This is a genomic window from Paenibacillus sp. FSL M8-0228 (assembly GCF_038007385.1).
GTDB lineage: Bacteria > Bacillota > Bacilli > Paenibacillales > Paenibacillaceae > Paenibacillus > Paenibacillus polymyxa_D.
In genome coordinates this window covers 1608935-1625853 of the sequence record NZ_JBBOXA010000001.1, presented here as the reverse complement: position 1 = coordinate 1625853, position 16919 = coordinate 1608935, and the positions used below count along the sequence as shown (strand labels likewise).

Annotated in this window: 16 protein-coding genes; 3 read left to right on the top strand and 13 right to left on the bottom strand. The window is 45.1% G+C overall.

Going from position 1 to position 16919, the window contains the following annotated elements; translation table 11 throughout:
• Positions 1 to 36 precede the first annotated feature (36 nt).
• From MKY98_RS07470 to ilvB, 4 genes are all read right to left on the bottom strand, one after another.
• Positions 37 to 1578, bottom strand: coding sequence for a 2-isopropylmalate synthase (locus MKY98_RS07470; RefSeq protein WP_069012849.1), 1542 nt, complete (start codon positions 1576 to 1578; stop codon positions 37 to 39).
• Positions 1579 to 1702: 124 nt separating this feature from the next.
• The gene (gene ilvC, locus MKY98_RS07465) at positions 1703 to 2695 is read right to left on the bottom strand and encodes a ketol-acid reductoisomerase (protein ID WP_013309387.1); all 993 of its coding nucleotides are present in this window, start codon (positions 2693 to 2695) and stop codon (positions 1703 to 1705) included.
• A gap of 163 nt (positions 2696 to 2858) precedes the next feature.
• Positions 2859 to 3344 carry an acetolactate synthase small subunit gene (gene ilvN, locus MKY98_RS07460; protein WP_023987760.1) on the bottom strand — a complete coding sequence of 162 codons (486 nt, stop codon included), beginning with the start codon at positions 3342 to 3344 and terminating at the stop codon, positions 2859 to 2861.
• Position 3345: 1 nt separating this feature from the next.
• A complete protein-coding gene (gene ilvB / locus MKY98_RS07455) occupies positions 3346 to 5091 on the bottom strand; it encodes a biosynthetic-type acetolactate synthase large subunit (protein ID WP_029516475.1) in 1746 nt (581 codons plus the stop codon).
• Between the two features lie 613 nt (positions 5092 to 5704).
• Here ilvB and MKY98_RS07450 point away from each other — a divergent pair.
• Positions 5705 to 6145, top strand: coding sequence for a GNAT family N-acetyltransferase (locus tag MKY98_RS07450; protein WP_029516474.1), 441 nt, complete (start codon positions 5705 to 5707; stop codon positions 6143 to 6145).
• A gap of 34 nt (positions 6146 to 6179) precedes the next feature.
• On the opposite strand, the gene MKY98_RS07445 is transcribed toward MKY98_RS07450, so the two are convergent.
• The 9 genes from MKY98_RS07445 to MKY98_RS07405 all read right to left on the bottom strand — a co-directional run bounded on the left by MKY98_RS07445 (position 6180) and on the right by MKY98_RS07405 (position 14595).
• A complete protein-coding gene (locus tag MKY98_RS07445) occupies positions 6180 to 6527 on the bottom strand; it encodes a hypothetical protein (RefSeq protein ID WP_023987757.1) in 348 nt (115 codons plus the stop codon).
• A gap of 261 nt (positions 6528 to 6788) precedes the next feature.
• Positions 6789 to 7748, bottom strand: coding sequence for an ABC transporter permease (locus MKY98_RS07440; RefSeq protein ID WP_010349245.1), 960 nt, complete (start codon positions 7746 to 7748; stop codon positions 6789 to 6791).
• A 1-nt stretch (position 7749) separates the two neighbouring features.
• Complete coding sequence (locus tag MKY98_RS07435; RefSeq protein WP_069012850.1) at positions 7750 to 8829, bottom strand: ABC transporter permease; 1080 nt, start codon at positions 8827 to 8829, stop codon at positions 7750 to 7752.
• Positions 8822 to 10360, bottom strand: coding sequence for an ABC transporter ATP-binding protein (locus MKY98_RS07430; RefSeq protein WP_029516472.1), 1539 nt, complete (start codon positions 10358 to 10360; stop codon positions 8822 to 8824). The genes MKY98_RS07435 and MKY98_RS07430 overlap by 8 nt, the downstream gene beginning before the upstream one ends.
• A gap of 141 nt (positions 10361 to 10501) precedes the next feature.
• Positions 10502 to 11539 (bottom strand): BMP family lipoprotein, encoded by a 1038-nt coding sequence (locus MKY98_RS07425; RefSeq protein ID WP_013309380.1) that lies wholly within the window; start codon positions 11537 to 11539, stop codon positions 10502 to 10504.
• Positions 11540 to 11917: 378 nt separating this feature from the next.
• Entirely contained in the window at positions 11918 to 12277 is a 360-nt protein-coding gene (gene rplT / locus MKY98_RS07420) for a 50S ribosomal protein L20 (protein WP_007429517.1), read from the bottom strand.
• Between the two features lie 51 nt (positions 12278 to 12328).
• Positions 12329 to 12529, bottom strand: a complete 201-nt coding sequence (gene rpmI / locus MKY98_RS07415; RefSeq protein ID WP_013309379.1) for a 50S ribosomal protein L35 — start codon at positions 12527 to 12529, stop codon at positions 12329 to 12331.
• Between the two features lie 20 nt (positions 12530 to 12549).
• Complete coding sequence (gene infC / locus MKY98_RS07410) at positions 12550 to 13047, bottom strand: translation initiation factor IF-3 (RefSeq protein WP_069012851.1); 498 nt, start codon at positions 13045 to 13047, stop codon at positions 12550 to 12552.
• A 309-nt stretch (positions 13048 to 13356) separates the two neighbouring features.
• Positions 13357 to 14595 (bottom strand): glycosyltransferase family 2 protein, encoded by a 1239-nt coding sequence (locus tag MKY98_RS07405; protein WP_029516470.1) that lies wholly within the window; start codon positions 14593 to 14595, stop codon positions 13357 to 13359.
• 610 nt (positions 14596 to 15205) lie between these two features.
• On the opposite strand from MKY98_RS07405, the gene MKY98_RS07400 reads away from it, so the two are divergent.
• Both MKY98_RS07400 and MKY98_RS07395 read left to right on the top strand, forming a co-directional pair.
• A complete protein-coding gene (locus MKY98_RS07400; RefSeq protein WP_029516469.1) occupies positions 15206 to 15733 on the top strand; it encodes a phosphatase PAP2 family protein in 528 nt (175 codons plus the stop codon).
• A 51-nt stretch (positions 15734 to 15784) separates the two neighbouring features.
• Positions 15785 to 16918, top strand: a complete 1134-nt coding sequence (locus MKY98_RS07395) for an MGDG synthase family glycosyltransferase (protein ID WP_029516468.1) — start codon at positions 15785 to 15787, stop codon at positions 16916 to 16918.
• The last annotated feature ends 1 nt before the right edge of the window (position 16919 follow it).

Sequence of the window (16919 nt, the reverse complement as noted above, 5' to 3'; positions counted from 1 at the left end):
GACCCTGTAAACCCAACTCTTAAGTCTGCATAAAAACTAAGATTTATAATCTACGCGATTACTGTAGTTTTTACGCTTGTCGATTAAACCATTCAGCGCATCCACGTAAGCCCGAGCACTTGCTTCCAGAATATCGGTGCTTACCCCGCGTCCCTGTACAGACAGTTCGTTTTGCGTCAGCACTACATGGACTTCACCCAGAGCGTCCTTACCATGGGTAACAGACTTGATGGAGTAATCTGAAAGTACAACGCTCTCACCGCTGGCTTGATCAATCGCATTATAGATCGCATCGACTGAACCATTTCCTTCAGCTTCTGTCTCAATAACCTGATCTTCATCGTTAACCAGACGCACTTGTGCGGAAGGCGTAGCCTTATTCCCGTAGGTAACAAAAATCGTTTCCAGCTTGAAGACTTCAGGTGCATCAGCCAATTTTTCTTCCAGCAATGCCAAAATATCATCGTCCGAAACTTCCTTTTTCTTATCAGCCAAATCCTTGAACTGCCCAAAAGCGCGATTCAGATCTTCTTCGTTCAATTCGTAGCCCAACTCGATCAAACGCTCACGAAAAGCATGACGACCTGAGTGCTTACCAAGTACCAGCTTGCTTTCTTTTAGACCGATACTTTCTGGTGTCATGATTTCATAAGTCGTTTTCTCTTTCAGCATGCCGTCTTGATGAATACCTGATTCGTGCGCAAAAGCGTTGGCTCCAACAATTGCCTTGTTGCCCGGCACTACCATCCCCGTCAAACGGCTAACCAAACGGCTCGTGCGCGCAATTTCAGACAATTGAAGAGACGTTTTGGCCTGGAAAAATTCCTGTCTCGTCTCCAGTGCCATGGCGATTTCCTCAATGGCCGTGTTTCCAGCACGTTCACCGATACCGTTAATGGTTCCCTCGATCTGATCCGCGCCGTTCAGGATGGCAGCAAGTGTATTAGCAGTAGCCATTCCCAGGTCATTGTGGCAATGTGCACTCAATTGAATCTTCTCCACATCGATTACATTTTCCTTAATATGTTTGAATATATTTCCATACTCATAGGGTGTCAAGTAACCTACCGTATCTGGAATATTGACGACAGAAGCTCCTTCTTGTACAGCCATGGTGACCATTTCAACCACAAAATCAAGCTCTGTACGGCCTGCATCTTCCAAGGAAAACTCCACTTTAGGCAAATATTTCAACCCATAGCGTATGGCAGCACGAGCAGTTTCCAAAACCTGTGCCTTCTCCATCCGCAGCTTATGTTGACGGTGAATAGGAGAGGTTGCCAAAAAAATATGGATACACGGGTCCTGAGCTCCCTTGAGTGCCTCGCGAACTGCATCAATATCCTGTTCCCTTGCACGCGAAAGACCAATCACCGTCGAATTTTTTACAGCTTTTGCTACTGCATTAACAGCTGCCAGATCACCCGGAGAAGCAGCCGGGAACCCAGCCTCCATACGATCAATTCCCAGCTTCTCCAACTGATGAGCGATCTCCACTTTTTCACGAGTATTCAAGTTCACGCCAGGTGACTGTTCTCCGTCTCTCAACGTTGTGTCAAATATATATATTTTGCGCAACCTAACGCACCTCCTCAGGATTAGGACCCTTAAATTACAATGCGGCTCACGCAATAAGCAGGGCCGCATTGTAATTAATATTTATAAATAATGCATGTAGTCGAATTCATAGTACAAAAGATTATTACTTTTTGATCCAATGCATCATTTCACGCAATTGTCCGCCCACCACTTCAATCGGATGGTTAGCTTCATTACGACGAGTAGCCGTCAAGAATGCACGTCCAGATTGATTTTCAAGGATGAAGTCACGAGCAAATTTACCTTGTTGAATGTCAGTCAACACATCCTTCATGGCTTTCTTCGTATCTTCCGTTACCACACGTGGTCCAGTTACATAATCGCCATATTCCGCTGTATTACTGATGGAATCACGCATCGTTGCCAATCCACCTTCATACATCAAGTCAACGATCAGCTTAAGCTCATGCAAACATTCAAAGTATGCCATCTCAGGAGCATAACCTGCTTCAGTCAATGTTTCAAAGCCCGCTTTTACAAGTGCGCTCACGCCGCCACACAATACCGCCTGCTCACCGAACAGATCCGTCTCCGTTTCTTCACGGAAGGAGGTTTCAATTACGCCCGCACGTGTACAGCCAATGCCTTTTGCGTAAGCAAGTCCGATTTCTTTGGCCTGACCCGTTGCGTCCTGCTCAATTGCGATCAGCCCCGGTACTCCAAACCCTTCTACATAAGTACGACGTACCATATGTCCTGGGGATTTTGGAGCAACCAGCAATACATCGCTATCTTTAGGAGCTACGATTTGTCCAAAATGAACGTTAAAACCATGGGAGAACAAAAGAGCTGCGCCTTTTTTCAGGTTAGGTTCAATTTCATTTTTGTACACAGAAGCTTGAGTTTCATCAGGTAACAAAATTTGAACCACATCTGCACGGCTTGTTGCATCAGCTACGTTCAGAACTTCAAAACCGTCGTTTCTTGCGACATCAGCCGATTTGCCTTCACGCAAACCAATAACAACATTCACACCACTGTCACGCAAGTTTTGTGCTTGAGCATGCCCTTGGCTACCGTAACCAATAACGGCCACTGTCTTTCCTTTCAATACGCTGAGTTCTGCATCTTTTTCGTAGTACGTTGTAACTGCCATGGTTAATTTCCTCCTTTTAATTGGACCCTTCATAATGAGCGGGTACTCCAAGAGACTTTCCCTCGTGATTAGCATCTAAAAATCTCTTCGAGTCCCCGCTCTTATGCGGGCGGTTCTTTATTGATGTAATGCGCTATAAGCGGTAATTCGTTAAAGCTCCATATTAAGCATTGCCACGTATCATAGCTGTAACCCCGGTTCGAGTCAACTCCCGAATACCGTAAGGCTTCAACAACTCGATCATGGCATCAATTTTTTCTGTATCGCCAATGACCTGTACAATCAAACTCGTCGTTCCAACATCAATTACAGCTGCTCTGAATGTTTCTACCACGCCCATAATCTCTGGCCGTTGAGGCGGTTCTGCCTTTACCTTTATCATCGCCAATTCCCGGGCTACCATTGGTTTGGAACTGAGATCGATGACCTTGATCACATCAACCAGCTTGTAAAGCTGCTTTTCAATCTGCTCTAGGTTGTTCTCATCCCCTACAGTCACAATGACCATACGGGATAATCCAACTTCTTCCGATTGTCCCACAGTTATGCTCTCAATGTTAAAGCCGCGGCGACCGAACAGGCCGGACACACGTTGCAAAACGCCGGGTTGATCATTTACCAGTACAGCAATGGTATTTTTTGTTGTCATTTTACTCGTCCCCCATCAGCATTTGATCAATTGTCGAACCTTGCGTCACCATTGGATATACGTTCTCTTCCTTGCTGACTACAAACTCGACAACGACCGGTCCGGGTGTATCAAGCGCCTCCTGCCAAGCCCGACGTGCCTCTTCCTTATTCGTAGCACGCAGCCCTTTGACACCGTATGCTTCGGCAAGTTTCACAAAATCCGGACTTCCCGCCAGGTCAATGTGACTATACCGATTGTTATAGATCAATTCCTGCCATTGGCGAACCATTCCAAGCACCTGGTTGTTGATAATTACGATTTTAACCGGAATGTTATTGATTGCACAGATGGCTAATTCCTGCGAACACATCTGCATACCGCCGTCCCCGTTAATCGATATTACCAATCTGTCGGGATTGGCCATTTGAGCACCGATTGCAGAAGGGAAACCAAATCCCATCGTACCGAGTCCACCAGAGGTGACCCATGAGCGTGGCTGATTGAATTTGTAATACTGCGCTGCCCACATTTGATGCTGTCCCACGTCTGTCGTTACGATTGCACCACCCTTGGTCGTTTCATCCAACAACTCAACAACCCATTGTGGTTTAAGCACCGTTTCAGAATCCTTATAAGAATAAGGTTTCTCATTCTTCCAATGCTGAATTTGCGCTCTCCATGCATCTGCCAGGTCCGCACGTTTCACATCCTGATTCAGCAATTCCAGCACTGCCTTCACGTCACCCACGATAGGAATATCCGCTGCAACATTTTTTCCAATTTCAGCAGGATCGATATCAATGTGGACGATTTTAGCTTGAGGAGCAAACCCATCCAACTTGCCTGTTACCCGATCATCGAAGCGGGCTCCGATACAGATCAACAGATCTGACTGTTGAATCGCCTGATTGGAGGTGTATGTTCCATGCATCCCCGGCATCCCCGTCCACAGTTCATGTCCACTTGGGAAACCACCCAATCCGAGCAATGTTGTCGTGATAGGAATTTCCGTTTTACGAACAAACTCGTAAAGTGCTTCATGTCCACCGGAGTATACAACTCCTCCACCTGCCAGAATGAATGGACGTTCTGCTTCGGAAATAGCTTGAGTTAGCTTGTCTAGTTGAATTTTGTTGGGCAACACTTTCGGGTTATAACCCCGCATGGTCACAGGTTCCGTTTGTGGGACAAACAACGTCTGGGCTGCAGAAATATCCTTCGGAATATCAATCAGTACCGGTCCCTTGCGCCCTGTGTTGGCAATATGAAATGCCTCATGGATGATTCGCGGTAGATCCTCTACATCTCTTACCAGATAGCTATGTTTCGTAATCGGCATTGTAATTCCCGTAATATCGGCTTCCTGGAAAGCATCCGTACCGATCAGGGAAGATACAACGTTACCCGTGATGACCACCAACGGCACCGAATCCATAAAAGCCGTCGCAATACCAGTTACCAGGTTTGTCGCTCCAGGTCCGGAAGTCGCAATACAGACGCCCACTTTACCGCTCGCCCGTGCATAACCATCTGCCGCATGAATAGCTCCTTGTTCGTGACGAGTGAGGACATGCTTGAAATCCTTAAAGCCATACATGGCATCATAGATATATAACACTGCACCACCAGGATATCCGAAGACACAATCTACTCCCTCCAGCAACAGGCTACGGAGTAAAATTTCCGAACCTGTAATCACTTCAGGCTTCATCCACTTTTCACGTAATTCATTGGTTGACCTAACTTCAGGAATTTGTGCACTCATTGGTCATCCTCCTTTACAAAATTTACATACATCTGACATTTGTAAAAACAAAAAAACCTTTCATCCCTAGAACAGACTTGCTGTTACTGAGGGACGAAAGGCTGTAGCTTCCGTGGTACCACCCGTGTTTGCCCGATATTTCGCAATATCGAACCTTGGCAGGTACAGAAATCACAAAGGATCTCCATATCTGGCGTCTGTAACGTAGACCGTACGATTTTCCCTAATAGGTGATTCAGCGCACCGTTAATGTCATCGGGCCCAAATACTTTTCAGGAAAACAGCTCCAAGGTGAGCTCGTTAAAAAGGGATTTTGGTGAAGCTTGCAGCTAATGCCTCACTCTCTGAACAAAAGAGCCCTAATCACTTCGTCCTCTTCATTGCCGTTGAGTTCATGTCATTCTTTCAAATGTTTAGACACATTATATGTCTCCCATCTGGGATAGTCAATACCCATATTTCATAAAAATTTATGTTTCTTTTCTGAAGCACCTCCGAGTCGCACGCTTGTAAGAGGTACCCGCATATTATAAAAAAGACCACACGGTGAGACAGTACACTCCTCCAAAGCCACGTCTTATCTTGTTAAAAGGGTAGAAAAGGAGGCCCGTTTATGATTCGAAAACGCAGCTCTCAAGATGACAACATCATCTTTCGTCTAATCGAGCAAGAGCTTGTCCCCCTATCGCATTTAAGTGCCCAAGAAATGGAACAAATACGCAAAGAATTACCCCGGCGCTTAAACCGGGGCATCACTTTTGTAGCTTGCAGACCGGATAATGCACAGGTTGTTGGCTTCATTCATGTTATGCTGCATGGCGAACTATTATACATTGATTTGATCGCAATCTCTTCGGCTCATCAAGGTATGCGATACGGAAAAAAACTGCTTGAGCATGCCGAACACTACGGACGACTGCGTCGCTGCAAGCGGGCTAAAGTGATGGTGGATGAAGACAATATCAGGGGGATCCACTTTTATCTGCGTCATCAATATCAAATGCTGCGATACGTAGCTCTGAGCCGATGCCACGAACTCGAAAAGTTACTGTAAAAAGTATCTTTTTCGGGCTCAGGATTTTGTATGACTAAAATAAATTAGGGTAATACGGATATCCTACCCCGGGGTATCCCCCGTCTGTATACGGGCCTGGCTGCGGACCATATCCTGGTCCTCCATAGCCCGGACCGTAGCCACCATATCCCCCACCATAGGCACCAATGTATGGAGCTGTGCCGATGGCAAGCAAGTCAAACAGCACCAGAGGAATAATTGCCTTCGTGTTTACTTTTTTCTTGCGGTTTGGTTGAAGAACCAGTCGGTTACCCGAAATGCGAATCAGCTTGCCGCTGACCTGGGAACCATCTTTGCGAGTAGCAAAGATGACTTTGCCGACAAGCTTCTCCACCTGCTTTCTGGTTACTGCCTGTTTCATCGTATTTCCTCCTTCTTCTCAACGGATGGACAGATTGAACGGCTCCTTGATAGCTCATCACCACCACAAAATAGACCGGAGCTGACAGGGGCCGAGCGTCCCGTCCAATCTGCATAGCACAGTCTATTCCATTCATGCCAGTAGCGTATGTTTAAATGCCTGCACAATATAAAAAAATCTGATACCTGCATATGCAGATACCAGATTTTTTATACACCCATGTACATTTTGCAAAACATACAGCATCAGTTGTTTATAAGTTTAACGCTTGCTTGGATCATAAAGTTGACCCAAAGCGGCCGGAGCGCGTGAACGTCCGACAGCCGCTACCAGTACAATAATCGTCAGGAGATACGGCAACATAAAAATAATTTCCTGGGGAATACTTTGTGACCATGCGAACAGCTGCACATAGTTGCGAATGGCTTGTGAAAAACCAAAAAACACTGCTGCGCCAAAAGCACCGAGCGGATTCCATTTACCGAAAATCATAGCGGCAATAGCAATATATCCCTGCCCCGAAACTGTATTGTGTGAGAACATGTTGGTTGTAGTTAGAGTGATTGTAGCTCCACCAATCCCAGCCAACGCCCCACTAATCATCACACCAATATAACGAAGACGATTTACTTTAATTCCCACGGTATCGGCCGCTCCTGGATGCTCCCCAACGGAACGCAAACGCAAGCCAAACGGTGTTTTATACAAGGTGAAATATCCAATAATAACCAATAGAATGGCTAGATATGTCGTTGGGTAAGCTTGGAAAAAGGCTTTTCCTGCAATCGGGATATCCACAAGGTAAGGGATGGATATTTCGTTGAAACCCTGAATCCGACCAGTGTCACCATCACCCTCAAATAAAAGCTTGACCATATACAGTGTACTACCTGCTGCCAGAAAATTAATAACTATACCACTTATTACCTGATCAGCTTTAAAGGTAATAGAGGCTACAGCATGAATTAGCGAAACCAGAATACCGAACACCGCAGCTGACAGCACACCTACCCAAGCCGCAGAGGTGCCTCCTAGTCCAGCTTGCTCGGCATAAAATCCGCCAACACCCGCTGCAAACGCTCCAAATACCATAAGTCCTTCCAACCCGAGGTTCGTCACACCGGATTTTTCTGAAAAAACTCCGCCGAGAGACGCAAAAATAATCGCCGTCGCAAAAACGAGCGTTGTATGGATTAATTCACCAAGTGTTAACCAACTCATTTTACAACACCTTCTCTTTCTTCCGCTTGGAGTAGAGCGGCTTCACAACCCAACGTACAATACCTTGGGCCGCAATGAAGAAAATAATAGAGCCGATGACAACCCGGATAATTTCGGGCGGTACATCTGCGCTAAAGCTCATCCCCGCAGAACCATACGTAAGCGTTCCGAACAAAACAGAACCAAGCAGCACACCAAATGGGTTATTCATCCCAATCAGAGCTACAGCGATACCGTCAAAACCCGTTCCCGGTGATCCTGCCATGACAGATTGATAATGGAATACTCCCAGCACTTCAAAGGCCCCTGCCAATCCGGCAAAAACTCCACTAATGAACATCGCTTTTATAATATTACGATTTACATTCATACCTGCATAACGGGATGCATCCTGATTAAATCCGACAGCCCGTAGCTCATAGCCCTGCTTTGTTTTCCACATGAAAATGTAGAAAAAGACTGCTGCCAGCACAGCAATAACCGTACCCCAATGTACCCGAGCATTCCCCATCATCTGGGACAGCCATTCGATGGAAATTGAAGCAGAAGGCTGAATATCCACAGAACGATTCTCACCTTCCATAAGTGCGAACTGATTGATCACCAAATTAGCCAAATACAGGCCGATCCAGTTCATCATAATACATGTAATAACTTCATTCACGCCTCGTTTGGCCTTCAAATAGCCAGCAATCGCAGCCCACAGGCCTCCGAAAACTGCGCCTGCAATCACAGCTAGCGGTGCATGAATGATAGCTGGCAGTCCGTGGAGTTTAATGCCCACAATCGAAGCAGCTGTCATACCTACCAGAAACTGACCTTCGCCACCAATATTAAACAATCCGGCGCGGGCCGCAAAAGCAAATGCCAACCCCGTCAAAATCAGCGGAGTCATCTCGCGGATAGCCTCTCCAAAGTTATAAGAATCTCCGTATACACGGCTAAACAAAGCAGAATAGGCCACAATAGGGTCATACCCGCCAATCAGCATCACGATAGCACCCAGAAGGAGACCCAAAATAATAGAGACCAGCGCCAGTACAAAGGAGTCTTTTGTGAATATTTTCAATAGATTAGCCATTCTCTACTCCTTTCTTCACTGCACTTCCTGCCATCATCAGTCCCAGTTCCTGGTCATTCGTTTCTTCTGGCAGCACTTCCCCGACAATCTTGCCCTCATAGATGACAGCAATTCGGTCGGATACATTCATAATCTCGTCCAGTTCAAAAGATATGAGCAATACAGCTTTACCTTGGTCCCTCTGCGCAATCAGTTGTTTCTGGACAAATTCAATAGCTCCAACATCCAAACCGCGTGTAGGCTGTGCTGCAATGAGAAGGTCCGGATTTTTATCAATTTCACGCGCAATGATAGCCTTCTGCTGGTTCCCACCAGATAATGCTCTTGCCTTCGTGTGAATATCCGGTGTTCTAACATCAAACTTTTCGATGAGACTTTTAGCCTGTTTCTCTATAGCATCTTTGTTCAAGAAGCCATTTTTACTGTAAGGCGCCTGGTAATACGTCTCCAGCACCATATTTTCACTCATAGAAAAATCGAGCACCAACCCATGCTTATGACGGTCCTCTGGTATATGTGAAACGCCTGCCTCTGAAATTTTGCGTGGTGACTGATTGGCCACCTCTTGTCCGAGCAAACGAATGCTCCCGCCATCCACCTTGCGTAAGCCTGTCAAAGCTTCGATCAGCTCACTCTGTCCATTACCATCTACTCCGGCAATCCCCAAAATCTCGCCCGCCTTGACCTGCAGGTTCAACTCATTTAGAACATGAATACCATCCTTGTTTTTAGAAATTACATTGTTCATTTCCAATACCGTTTGTCCTGGTTGCGCAAGCTGCTTGTCCACTTTAAAGGACACACGACGGCCCACCATTTTCTCAGCCAGCTCATTTGGTGTTGTTTCAGACGTCTTGACCGTATCAATAACCTGACCTCGGCGAATGATCGTAACGGTATCCGCAATTTGCATGATTTCTTTAAGTTTATGAGTAATAAGAATAATTGATTTGCCTTCAGCCACCAAACGTTTCATAATGTCCAGCAACTCAGTGATCTCCTGTGGTGTCAGTACAGCTGTAGGCTCATCGAAAATCAGAATATCTGCACCGCGATAAAGCGTTTTAATAATTTCTACACGTTGCTGCATACCCACAGATATATCCTCAATTTTGGCATTCGGATTCACCTGAAGGCCGTACTGCTCAGACAACCGCTGTACTTCTGCGGCAGCCTTTTTATAATTGATTTTCAGACCCTTACGTGGCTCCGAGCCCAGGACAATATTTTCGGTAACGGTAAACGGCTGTACGAGTTTAAAATGCTGATGCACCATGCCAATCCCTAGATCAATCGCCTTATTTGGACTATCAATCTGTACAGGTTTACCTCCGATTTCAATGGTCCCTTCATCCGGCTGATACAGTCCGAAAAGAATATTCATAAGCGTAGATTTACCCGCGCCATTCTCACCCAAAAGGGCATGAATTTCTCCCTTATGCAGCTTGATGCTGATAGAGTCGTTGGCAACGATGCCGGGGAATCGTTTTGTAATTTGCTTTAACTCAACGACGGGGGTCGCTGCATCCATGAGATCACCCTTATACACTTTATAGTATGTGCTCCAATGAGCTGATTTTGCCCGTTATAATCCATATAACTCCAGACGTAAGAACAAGGCTAGTCTTATGAACCAGCCTTGTCGCCACTTCTATGTTCTTCAAGCCAAAACTTATTTCGAAGGAACTGTAATTTCGCCCTTAATAATTTTTTGCTTGTATTGTTCTACAAGATCAAGCACGTCTTTAGGTACGTTTTTCGTTGATGTGTCTGCCAAACCAATACCATTATCCTTCAGAGCCAATGTCTCGACACCGCCCTTAAATTTACCATCAATTACTTCTTTAGATACGCGTTTTACAGCTTCATCTACACGTTTTACCATCGAAGTCAATGTTACCTCGTCACCAAACTCAAGCGATTGGTCTTTATCTACGCCAATAACCCATACTTGCTGACCTTGTTGCTTACGTGCGAGTGCTTCATTAAATACACCTGTACCAGATCCGCCAGCTGCATGGAAAATAATATCCGCACCGCTGTTATAGATCGTCGCAGCTGCTGCTTTACCCAGGTCCGGCTTATCAAATGCACCTGTGTAGTTAACTTCCAATTTTGCATTTGGATTCACAGCTTTAATGCCTGCTTCGAATCCTTTTTCAAAACGTTTGATCAATGGGCTGTCTTGTCCACCCACAAAACCAATTTTGTTTGTTTTGGTAAGCTTACCAGCTACAACCCCCACCAAAAAGGAACCTTCATTTTCAGCAAAAACAACCGATTTTACGTTAGGCGCATCCACGACACTGTCAATGATCGCCAAATTCTTGCTTGGGTTGTCTTTCGCTACTTGTCCAATCGCATTCGCCAGATTAAAACCGATTCCCCAAGTCAGGTTAAAGTCACCCTTAACAAATTGGTTCAGGTTAGGAATATAATCTTGATCAGATTTACTTTGCAAGTATTTAACTTTAACGCCTGATTCTTTCTCAGTGGCTTGTAGTGCCTCCCAAGCAGATTGGTTAAACGATTTGTCGTTTACTCCACCCACATCTGTAACCATGCCGATTTGGACATTCGATGTTTTGGCAGAACCACCTGTGTCTCCACCATTTGCGTTGGACGCACCTTGATTTTTGTTACCGCAGCCTGCGAGAATGACCGAGATCGCCAGCAGCATAACCAAAGACATACTGAACATTTTCTTCATGCTGATACTGTTCCCCCTTAGTGTTAGATCCCTGGACTGTCTCTTTTCTTTGAACATGTACATGCTCATGCATGTCATTTACTGACGAGACAGATCGTACAGAAGACTTACTTTAGAGATTATACAATTATGATCGGCTAAAATCTAGACAATTAATAACCTTGGGTCAATTTTTTTTAAAATCTCATCGATGTAAGCGCTACAATATTAAAAAAAACATACATTCTTCCATCCCACGTCATATTTATTCGTGTTTTGAAGAAAACAAAGTCTTTTCCGTAACATTGAGTATGTACAAAAAAAGGCATCCCTACACAGCGTACTGCTTGGGATACCTCTTTACCACTTTCGTGGTTTCCACGCCTTCATTATGAATAATTAAGCGTTGATTTTGCCTTTAGCAACAGTTGCCAAAGAGTTGAATGCATTAATATCATTGACTGCAAGATCAGCCAAGATTTTGCGGTTAATGTCCACACCAGCCAATTTCAGGCCGTGCATCAATTTGCTGTAAGACAAACCGTTCAAACGAGCTGCTGCGTTGATACGCACGATCCACAGTCTGCGGAAGTTACGTTTCGTCTGACGACGGTCACGGTATGCGTAAACAAGCGATTTCATTACCTGCTCGTTAGCTGTTTTAAAAATGCGGTGTTTGGAACCAAAATAACCTTTAGCAAGCTTCAATACTTTTTTATGACGACGACGAACGACGAATCCGCCCTTTACTCTTGCCATATCAAATGACCTCCCAAATAATGTTTATACTTCATTCATTGCCGTGCTGTGCTATTTCAGGTTAGCAAGACCTTGTTTCAGACGCTTAACGTCCCCAGGTGCCATCTCAGGGTTAGTACCCAGAACGCGTTTTGCACGTTTGGATTTGTGGGAAAGCAAGTGGTTTTTGTAAGCTTTGTAACGCATTACTTTACCAGTACCGGTAATTTTGAAGCGGCCTTTAAGGCTGCTATGTGTTTTCATTTTAGGCATTGAACTTCCTCCTTAATTTGTCATTGACTCTTTGGAGCCAATATCATAATCATGCTGCGTCCTTCGAGCTTGGGTTGGCGCTCCACGGTACAAAGATCAGCAACTTCCAATTTTACACGTTCGAGAATTTTTTGACCCACACTTGCATGGGTAATTTCACGACCGCGGAAACGAACGGAGCATTTCACCTTGTCCCCTTCATTCAGGAACTTCACCACATTGCGAAACTTGGTTTGGTAGTCATTCTCCTCGATGTTGGAACGGAACCATACCTCTTTGATGTCAACGATCTTCTGGTTTTTACGGGCTTCCTTTTCTTTCTTCTGTTGCTCATAGCGGAATTTTCCGTAATCCATAATCCGACACACGGGCGGCTTCGCTTGAGGCGCCACGTTCACGAGATCCAAGTTTGCGTCAATCGCCATTTGCAAAGCTTCACGCGTCGGTTTAATCCCGATTTGTTCACCGTTCGCACCAACTAGACGTACTTCTCTCACTCGAATCTCATCATTGATCATATGTTCCTTACTAATAACCCTCCACCTCCAGAACCTGTTATTGTTGTATTGTGTTTAAGCACAAAAAAGGGATGACGACTACACAGCCGACATCCCTGTCTGATACTCAATTCATCATGAAAGTTCAATTCACAAATCATTGGATCATGACCAGCCGGCAATACCGGGCAGGTGAGAAGTCGGACCTTCTACTTGTTAATCCATACTCTTCAATTAACATACTCAAATATCTTATCACGGTGCAATCGAGGTGTCAACACTTTAATAAAAATTGATGACACCGATCTCTAGTCCTATTCCACCGTCTAATTACCCTTGCTTGCTCTGAACCTCTTCTAGGCGAACGACACGCGTATGCTGGGTATGGCTCCATTGCTTGTTGTTTTGTGTGAAGAACGCATAGACCGTAATTGGATACCACGATATCGCATAGACCGGGAACAGCAATAAGTACAGATATACTTTTTTGAATGTGACCTTTTCCAAAATCATTGCGAGCACAAAAGTAGCAACATTCAAACCAATAGCTATAACACCGGTCCAAGCTGGTAACTGTACATAGATGTTCTCGATATTAGGTCCACCAAAGAAGGCGATATCTATCCACATAGCTACTGTCATCAAGAAGGTGAGCAGTACGATATACACGTTCAGACCATAAAGAGCCATATCGAATTTAATCAGGCTTCTATGCTTGATACTTTGCCACAGCAACGGGAAGAAATAACGACGAGCGACCGTGAAATGACCTTGCATCCAGCGCAGACGCTGTCTGGACGAGGCTTTGAACGTCAACGGCTTTTCATCATATACCTTGGCATCGTAATTAAATCTTGGATATACGTTGCACTGCGTGCAGCGCATGGTGAATTCCAAATCCTCTACGAGACTTGTCGCACCCCAGCCCATTTCCTTAAGCAGATTTGTTTCAAAGCACATGCCTGTACCACCGAGGAAATTAGCCATGTTCAGATTGTGACGTGACAGCTGCCACAAACGGTTGATGTACCAATAAGATACCCCGTATGCCGCTGTAATCCAAGAATCCTCAGGATTCTTAGTATCAATGTACCCCTGGATAACACGGGCACCTGTACACAGATCATTGTTCATTTCACTCAAAAAATTGGTATGCGCCAAATTGTCAGCATCAAACATGACAATGGCATCATATTGGCGTGGCATAGCCCATAATTCCTTGAGCATCCACTCAATAGCGTAGCCTTTACCACGCAGATTCGGATTCGTACGTTCACAAGCATTCATGCCGTGAGCGCGAACGATGTCCGCAGTCTTATCTGTGCAGTTATCACAGATTACGAACACATCGTAAAGTTCCTTCGGATAATCAAGTTGCTTCAAATTTTCCATCAACGCTCCGACAACCTGTTCTTCATTGTGGGCAGCGACTAAAATGGCAAATGACTTTTCTGGAGCCGCGTGCTCTTTCCTTTTCTTCCGAACCAATCCGAACAAGGAGAATGCAAACTGATAGACTGCGATCACCGCCAGTATGACCTGGAGCGTCACAAAAATAGCGTCTAACATGATCTCTTGTTACCCCCTTTTTATACCCCTTAAAATCTTGCGTTTGTTTGTTTTCTATCTGTGTAGCGCAAGTTGCGGCGCTTTTCGCGCCTTTTCTGTAGTTTTTGACCCGACCCTTGCTTTCTTCATTGGCTGTGCGCAGCCCCCTTTTGGCTGACACAGGAACGCCATTACGATTTTCGTTGGTTTTCAATCTTTTGTCAAAGCCCTTAAACCGGTCTCAGCAGCAAAAAAACACAACAAACTCCCGTTTAAACCGGGAATGCAGCGCTGGACTTCTCATTCATGACGTTTAGGTCTTATTTTCATCCATTTGCTAACTTTTTATTTCTTTGGTCCCTCCTTTTTGTGGGCCAATTAGCAACCACTTCTCAACACTCTATCTTATTAGACGGATGAACGCAAAGAAAGTTATACAATACAGCTTATATTCCATTAACATTTTTGTGTAGAATTGAACCAAGTAAGTTATGAATCTTTAGTGATTCTTGAAATGAACAGCGTTTAAAAATATGATGAGAGCAAGAGAATAATTACTTATGGTCTGATTATGTCAAAATGACTCAAAATATTTGCCGACTGACCTGAACCGGCAACCGGAGGAAACCAAATGCAACGTCTAGTCGTAAAACTTGTAAGTCTGGAGCAGCAGTTGTTCAAATGGATCAACGGACGCTTACACAACCGTTTTTTGAACTTCTGGCTTTATTATCTCACACATTTAGGCGGGGCTACCTTTACTATAGCCTCCACACTCCTTATTTGGTGGCTCGCTCCGAACCCGTGGAAAGATTCCGGTATGAAGGGAGCCATCGCTCTTGGGGTCAGTCACATCCCCGTAGCCATCGTTAAAAAGCTGTACCCGCGGATTCGCCCGTATTTAGCGCTACCAGGTACAAATACATTCCGTAACCCCTTGTCGGACCATTCTTTTCCCTCAGGGCACACGACCGCTATTTTTTCAGCTACCGTGCCTTTTATGCTACAGTCACCGATGCTAACACTGCTGCTGTTGCCTGTAGCGACAATTGTAGGTTTTTCTCGGATTTATCTAGGTCTCCACTACCCAACGGATGTACTTGCAGGAGCGGTGATCGGAACGTCTGCAGCAATAGGAACGGTTGCATTCTGGCCTTAAAGCCGATATGGTATGATTGAGAACATCCCAGCAGGAACAGGTGAAATGAGAGTGGCTAAAAAACGAGTGTTATTATTATCGGAAGGTTTCGGTGCCGGACATACTCAAGCTGCCTACGCGCTCTCAAGCAGTTTGCGGAAGCTTTCTCCGAATGTGCAGACAAGAGTGCTGGAGCTGGGGAGTTTTTTGAATCCAAGAATGGCCCCCCTTATTATTACAGCATACAAGAAGACTGTCGTATCGCAGCCTCGCCTAGTCGGATTGGTTTACCGTCATCAGTACAAAAAATCATTAAACCGTCTTACAACGCTCGCTTTGCACCGTCTGTTCTACACGCAGACCCGAAACATTCTCCGGCAGCTTCGTCCCGATTTGGTGGTATGTACTCATCCCATCCCAAGCGCGGTAATTTCACGTTTGAAGCGCTTAGGTTTACATGTTCCGCTTTGTACTGTTATTACAGACTACGATGCACATGGAACATGGATTAGTCCCGAGGTTGACCGGTACTTTGTATCTACGCCTGAAGTCATGCGTAAGCTGCGAGCACGCGGAGTACCCGTCTCGAAAATCCAGGTGACCGGTATTCCCGTTCATCCAAATTTTTGGGAACATCCTGGGCACGATGAAATTAGAGAACAATTTGGACTTAAACCCATCCCGACCGTACTCGTTATGGGTGGCGGCTGGGGCCTTATGAATGACGAAGTCATACATCGTTCGCTTACTCAGTGGAGAGAGAACATTCAATTTATTTTTTGTTTGGGGCATAATGATAAAATTCGTCGTAAAATGCAATTAGATCCCAGGTTTAATCATCCAAATATTCATATCTTCGGATTTACACGGGAAATCGACAAATTAATGGAGGTATCGAATCTGCTCATCACCAAACCCGGCGGAATGACATGCACCGAGGGATTGGCTAAAGGGATTCCGATGCTGTTTCACAAACCTCTCCCTGGACAGGAGGAGGAAAATTGTCAATACTTTACGGCTCAAGGCTACGGAGAACCGATTACTTCGCTGGATGTTGTCGTGAAATGGATGAACCGACTGCTACACGATTTTCCAGAAATCGTCCGCAAACGACAGGAGCACGTCCACAATGTAGCGCGATATTATCCTCTTCAGAGCGCACAGAGTATTTTGGATATACTGGAACCGAACAGGGTGCTTTCCTAAA

Excerpts from the sequence above, each read along its gene's own strand:
- ilvC (WP_013309387.1), bottom strand. The coding sequence starts at position 2,695 with ATGGCAGTTACAACGTACTACGAAAAAGATGCAGAACTCAGCGTATTG.
- ilvN (WP_023987760.1), bottom strand. The coding sequence starts at position 3,344 with ATGACAACAAAAAATACCATTGCTGTACTGGTAAATGATCAACCCGGC.
- ilvB (WP_029516475.1), bottom strand. The coding sequence starts at position 5,091 with ATGAGTGCACAAATTCCTGAAGTTAGGTCAACCAATGAATTACGTGAA.
- MKY98_RS07450 (WP_029516474.1), top strand. The coding sequence starts at position 5,705 with ATGATTCGAAAACGCAGCTCTCAAGATGACAACATCATCTTTCGTCTA.
- MKY98_RS07445 (WP_023987757.1), bottom strand. The coding sequence starts at position 6,527 with ATGAAACAGGCAGTAACCAGAAAGCAGGTGGAGAAGCTTGTCGGCAAA.
- MKY98_RS07440 (WP_010349245.1), bottom strand. The coding sequence starts at position 7,748 with ATGAGTTGGTTAACACTTGGTGAATTAATCCATACAACGCTCGTTTTT.
- MKY98_RS07435 (WP_069012850.1), bottom strand. The coding sequence starts at position 8,829 with ATGGCTAATCTATTGAAAATATTCACAAAAGACTCCTTTGTACTGGCG.
- MKY98_RS07430 (WP_029516472.1), bottom strand. The coding sequence starts at position 10,360 with ATGGATGCAGCGACCCCCGTCGTTGAGTTAAAGCAAATTACAAAACGA.
- MKY98_RS07425 (WP_013309380.1), bottom strand. The coding sequence starts at position 11,539 with ATGAAGAAAATGTTCAGTATGTCTTTGGTTATGCTGCTGGCGATCTCG.
- rplT (WP_007429517.1), bottom strand. The coding sequence starts at position 12,277 with ATGGCAAGAGTAAAGGGCGGATTCGTCGTTCGTCGTCGTCATAAAAAA.
- rpmI (WP_013309379.1), bottom strand. The coding sequence starts at position 12,529 with ATGCCTAAAATGAAAACACATAGCAGCCTTAAAGGCCGCTTCAAAATT.
- infC (WP_069012851.1), bottom strand. The coding sequence starts at position 13,047 with ATGATCAATGATGAGATTCGAGTGAGAGAAGTACGTCTAGTTGGTGCG.
- MKY98_RS07405 (WP_029516470.1), bottom strand. The coding sequence starts at position 14,595 with ATGTTAGACGCTATTTTTGTGACGCTCCAGGTCATACTGGCGGTGATC.
- MKY98_RS07400 (WP_029516469.1), top strand. The coding sequence starts at position 15,206 with ATGCAACGTCTAGTCGTAAAACTTGTAAGTCTGGAGCAGCAGTTGTTC.